Origin of the sequence: Microbacterium sp. 69-10, assembly GCF_001897945.1 — a bacterium.
Lineage (GTDB): Bacteria > Actinomycetota > Actinomycetes > Actinomycetales > Microbacteriaceae > Microbacterium.
This window is the reverse complement of sequence record NZ_MKRT01000025.1, coordinates 133,832-139,267: the sequence shown is the minus strand read 5'-3', so window position 1 is coordinate 139,267 and position 5,436 is coordinate 133,832. Positions and strand designations below refer to the sequence as shown.

The 5,436-nt window shown below is 70.1% G+C and carries 3 protein-coding genes and 1 pseudogene; all 4 read right to left on the bottom strand.

Annotated elements, in window-relative coordinates:
* A pseudogene (locus tag BGN97_RS13705) lies at nt 1-332 on the bottom strand (glucose-6-phosphate dehydrogenase); the annotation flags it as partial.
* A gap of 27 nt (nt 333-359) precedes the next feature.
* Nucleotides 360-1,973: a glucose-6-phosphate isomerase gene (locus BGN97_RS13700; protein WP_292702578.1), complete on the bottom strand. Its 1,614-nt coding sequence runs from the start codon at nt 1,971-1,973 to the stop codon at nt 360-362.
* Nucleotides 1,970-3,082 (bottom strand): transaldolase, encoded by a 1,113-nt coding sequence (tal, locus tag BGN97_RS13695; RefSeq protein WP_292702576.1) that lies wholly within the window; start codon nt 3,080-3,082, stop codon nt 1,970-1,972. The genes BGN97_RS13700 and tal overlap by 4 nt, the downstream gene beginning before the upstream one ends.
* Nucleotides 3,079-5,175 carry a transketolase gene (tkt, locus tag BGN97_RS13690; protein WP_292702574.1) on the bottom strand — a complete coding sequence of 699 codons (2,097 nt, stop codon included), beginning with the start codon at nt 5,173-5,175 and terminating at the stop codon, nt 3,079-3,081. Before tkt ends, tal begins: the two co-directional genes overlap by 4 nt.
* Between the last annotated feature and the right edge of the window lie 261 nt (nt 5,176-5,436).

The window sequence follows — 5,436 nt, the reverse complement described above, 5'->3', positions numbered from 1 at the left end:
TCGAACGTGCCCTGCACGAAGCGGATGCCCTGCAGCAGCTGCTGCCAGGTCTCCTCGCGGAACTCGGTGCGGGCGTGCTGCTTGACGGCGTCGTAGACGACCTGGGCGAAGTCCTGGTCCTCCCAGTCGCGCCGGGCGAAGCCGACCAGGGCGAAACCGGGCGGCAGCAGCCCCCGGTTGGCGAGGTCGTACACGGCCGGCATGAGCTTCTTGCGCGACAGGTCGCCTGTCACGCCGAAGATCACCAGCGCGCTGGGACCTGCGATGCGGTTGAGACGACGGTCATCGGGATCGCGGAGCGGATTGCGTCCGCGTGAGACGGGAGCGGTCATCGGTGGGGGATATCTCCAGATCTGGGATCACTGAGCAGCGGTGAAGAGGGTGAGCACGTCGTCGACGGCATCCGTGACGGTGAGCGTGACGACGGGGCGGCCGTGCGAGACCAGCACGGCGGCGTCGCCCGCCGCCTGCGCCTCGATCAGCTGGCCGAAGGTGAAGGGGCGACCGGGGATCTCCAGATCGACGTCGGTGCGCTCGAGGATCTGCAGGAACACGCCCTGTGCGGGCCCGCCCTTGTGGTACTGCCCTGTCGAGTGCAGGAACCGGGGTCCCCAGCCGAAGGTGGCGGGGCGACCGGAGTCGGCGGCGGCGAGCTCGCGCAGTCCCGGCAGCTGCCCCAGCTCGAGCCGGCTCACGTACGCCTGGATCGAGACGTACCCGTCGGCGGGGAGCGAAGCCCAGAGCGCGTCGAGCACGCCCTCGATGGATGCCGACACCGCCAGTGCCGGGTCGCTGACCCGGACCTCCACGCCGTCCTGCACGAACACGGGTGCACTCGGCTCCGGGCGCGCGTCGAGCAGGCCCCGTGCCGCGGCCTTCGCCGACTCCACATCGGGCTGATCGAAGGGGTTGATGCCCAGCAGATGACCGGCGATCGCGGTGGCGTGCTCCCAGAGCAGGAACAGCGCGCCGAGGCTTCCGCTGACCAGGATCTCGCCGGGGTGGCGCTCCCGCAGGTGGAACTCGTCGGCATCCTCGACGAACCGCACGATCTGCAGGTCCTTCGGGCGCGACTCGAGCTCGGGGGAGACCGGCAGCAGGACGACGGGCAGGATGCCCGTGCGGTTCTTGCCGGTGGACTCCGCGATGAGCTGCTCGATCCAGTCGGGCAGTCCCTCGATGTACGTGCCGTCGGAGACCAGGCCGAGCTTGTCGCGCCGGCTGCCGTCGGATGACGAGCCGGCGATCGCCGCGGCTAGGCGCAGCGCGGGGTTCTCCGGGGAGTCGATCGCGAACTCCAGCAGCGATGCCTCGGCCTCGTCGAGCAGCTCGGAGATGTCCACGCCGGCGAGGCCGGCGGGGACGAGGCCGAAGGCTGTCAGTGCCGAGTAGCGGCCGCCCACGTTCGGGTCGGCGCGGAACACCCGGTAGCCGGCTTCCGACGCCGACGCGTCCAGGGCGGAACCGGGGTCGGTGACGACGACGATGTGCTCGGCCGGGTCGAGGCCCAGGTCCTGGAACGCGGTCTCGAACGCACGACGGTGCGAATCGGTCTCCAGCGTGGTGCCCGACTTGGAGGACACCACGAGCACGGTGCGGGCGAGGTCGCCGTCGAGCGCGGCCAGCACCTGCGCCGGAGCGGTGGAGTCCAGCACCGTCAGCTCGACGCCGGCGGTGCCTGCGATCACCTCGGGCGCGAGCGATGAGCCGCCCATGCCGGAGAGCACGACCCGGTCGATGCCGCGCGCCGCGAGATCGTCGCGCAGTGCGACGATCTCGGCGACGAGCGGGCGCGACACGGAGACAGCGTCGACCCAGCCGAGCCGGGTGGACGCCTCGGCCTCGGCATCCGGACCCCACAGCGTGGGATCGCCTGCGGTGACACGTGACGCGACGAGGTCGGCGATGAGCCGGGGGACGATCTCGTCCACCGTGGCCCTGACAGGCTGCGTCACGTGCACCGCGACGGTCATCGTGCGGCTTCCAGGCCCTTGGTGACCTGCTCCAGCAGACCGTGCCAGGAGTCGATGAACTTGGCGACGCCCTCATCCTCGAGCACCTGGGTCACGTCGTCGAAGTCGACGCCGACGGACTTGAGATCCTCGAACACCTGGTGCGCCTGGGCGTAGCCGTCGGTGATGGTGTCGCCGGTGACCACACCGTGGTCGAAGGTGGCCTCGAGGGTCTTCTCCGGCATGGTGTTCACGACGCCGGCCGCGACCAGACCGGTCACGTACAGCGTGTCGGGCAGTGCCGGGTCCTTGACGCCGGTCGACGCCCACAGCGGACGCTGCAGGGTGGCGCCTGCGTCGAGCAGCGCCTTGGCGCGGTCGCTCGCGAAGGTCTTCTCGTACAGCTCGTAGGCCAGTCGTGCGTTGGCGAGGCCCGCCTTGCTGCGCAGCGCCTCCGCCTCGTCGGTGCCGATGGCGGCCAGCCGCTTGTCGGTCTCCGTGTCGACGCGCGAGACGAAGAACGACGCGACCGAGTGGATGGTCGACAGGTCGATGCCCGCCGCCTTCGCCGTCTCGAGACCGGTCAGGTACGCGTCGATGACCTCGGCGTACCGCTCCAGGCTGAAGATCAGGGTGACGTTGACGCTGATGCCGGCGCCGATCGCCGCGGCGATGGCGGGCAGGCCCGCCTTGGTCGCGGGGATCTTGACGAGCAGGTTGGGGCGGTCGACGCGCTCCCACAGCTCCTTGGCCTGGGCGATCGTGCCCTCAGTGTCGTGCGCGAGGTCGGGGGAGACCTCGATGGAGACGCGACCGTCGACGTGGTCCGTCGCGTCGTAGACCGGACGGAACACGTCCAGCGCATCGCGGACGTCCTGCGTGGTCGCCGCGAAGACGGCGTCGGCGGCGGATGCGCCGGACTGGGCCAGCTCGTGCACCTGCGCGTCGTACGACGTGTCGTCGGGGTTGGTCATCGAGTTGGCGAAGATCGTCGGGTTGGTGGTCACGCCGACGACGCTGCGGGTCTCGATGAGCTGCTGGAGGTTGCCCGACTGGATGCGGGTGCGCGACAGGTCGTCGAGCCAGATGCTGACGCCGGCGGCGGAGAGATCTTCGGTGGGGGTGCTCATGCGTTCTCCTTGATGGACTCGCGTGCCGCCTCGACGACGGCCTCGGCGGTGATGCCGAACTTCTGGAACAGGGTCTTGTAGTCGGCGGAGGCGCCGAAGTGGTCGATGCCGACCGAGCGGCCGCGATCGCCGACGATGCCGCGCCAGCTGAGCACGGAGCCCGCCTCGACGGAGACGCGGGCGGTGACGGCCTTCGGCAGCACCGACTCGCGGTACGCCTCGTCCTGCTCGGCGAACCACTCCAGCGAGGGAGCGGACACCACGCGGGCGTTGATGCCCTCTGCGGCGAGCGTCTCGCGGGCGGCGACGGCCAGCTGCACCTCCGAGCCCGTGCCGATCAGGATCACGTCGGGGGTGCCGTTCGGAGCCTCGGCGAGCACGTAGGCGCCCTTGGCGGTGTTCGACGCCGAGGCGAACACATCGCCGGATGCCGCGCCCTCGCCGCGCGCGAACACGGGCACGTTCTGGCGGGTCAGCGCGATGCCGACGGGGCCGCCGTGACGGCGCAGGATCTCCAGCCAAGCGGCCGAGGTCTCGTTGCCGTCGGCCGGGCGCACCACGGTGAAGTTCGGGATGGCGCGCAGCGAGGCGATCTGCTCGATCGGCTGGTGCGTGGGGCCGTCCTCGCCGAGCGCGATGGAGTCGTGCGTCCACACGAACGTGCTCGGGATGTCCATCAGCGCGGCCAGGCGCACGGCGGGACGCATGTAGTCGCTGAAGATCAGGAACGTGCCGCCGTAGGCGCGCGTCGGTCCGTGCAGCGTGATGCCGTTCAGGATCGATCCCATCGCGTGCTCGCGGATGCCGAAGTGCAGCACGCGGCCGTAGGGGCTGCCCTTCCAGTCGTGCGTCGACCATTCCGCGGGGATGAACGAGGCGGCGCCCTCGATGGTGGTGTTGTTCGAGCCGGCGAGGTCGGCTGAGCCGCCCCACAGCTCCGGCAGCTCAGCGGCAAGGGCGTTGAGCACCTTGCCGGACGCGGCGCGGGTCGAAACCTCGGTGCCGCTCTCGAACACGGGAAGTGCGTCCTCGATGTTCTCGGGGAGGGCGTGCGCCTCGAGCCGGTCCAGCAGCGCCTTGCGCTCCGGGTTCGCCGCCGCCCAGGCGTCGAACGACTCCTGCCAGGCGGCGTGCGCCTCGGCGGCGCGTGCACCCAGCTCGCGGGTGTGCGCGATGACGGCGTCCTCGACGACGAAGGACTTCTCCGGGTCGAAGCCCAGCACGTTCTTGGTGGCGGCGACCTCGTCGGCGCCCAGTGCGCTGCCGTGCACGGACTCGGTGCCGGACTTGTTCGGGGCCGGCCAGCCGATGATCGTCTTCAGGATGATCAGCGACGGCTTCTCGGTCTCGGCCTTCGCCTGGGAGATCGCGTCGTCCAGCTCCTGCACGTCCTCGACGTACTGGCCGGTGCGGCGCCAGTCGACCTCGAGCACCTGCCAGCCGTAGGACTCGTAGCGCTGGCGGACGTCCTCGGTGAACGCCACGTCGGTGTCGCCCTCGATAGAGATCTGGTTGGAGTCGTAGATCGCGATCAGGTTGCCGAGTTGCTGGTGGCCGGCGAGCGACGACGCCTCGCTGGTCACGCCCTCCTGCAGGTCGCCGTCGCCGGCGATCACGTACACGAAATGGTCGAACGGGCTCGTGCCCGGCGCGGCATCCGGATCGAACAGACCGCGCTCGTAGCGGGCGGCGTACGCGAAGCCCACCGACGACGCCAGGCCCTGACCCAGGGGACCGGTGGTGATCTCGATGCCCCGGGTGTGGTGGTACTCGGGGTGACCCGGCGTGAGCGAGCCCCAGGTGCGCAGCGCCTCCAGGTCGCTCAGCTCCAGGCCGAACCCGCCGAGGTACAGCTGGATGTACTGGGTGAGCGACGAGTGCCCCACCGACAGGATGAAGCGGTCGCGGCCGAGCCAGTCCACGTCGGCCGGGTCATGGCGCATCACGCGCTGGTAGAGCAGGTACGCGACCGGGGCGAGGCTCATCGCCGTCCCGGGGTGGCCGTTGCCGACCTTCTGGACGGCATCCGCCGCCAGTGCTCGGGCGGTGTCCACCGCTCGACGGTCGATCTCGTCCCACTGAAGCTCTGCCACGGTCATACTCCTTCTGACGCATTCGGAGGCGCCCGTATTCCTGCGCGCTCCGCGTCGTCACGGAGAAGTGGTTGCACAGCGCAAGGGGCACGCGAGTGGTTTCAGCATACCCGCGCCATTTCACCCGCCCCAGGTGCATTTCACCCGCCCCAGGTGCATTTCACCGCGCTGCACCGACCGATGCGGGCGTCTCTCCGGCACGCCGTACGCACTAGACTGGAAGGAGTGCCCGCATGCGCGCAGAAGGAGGGGATCGCGATC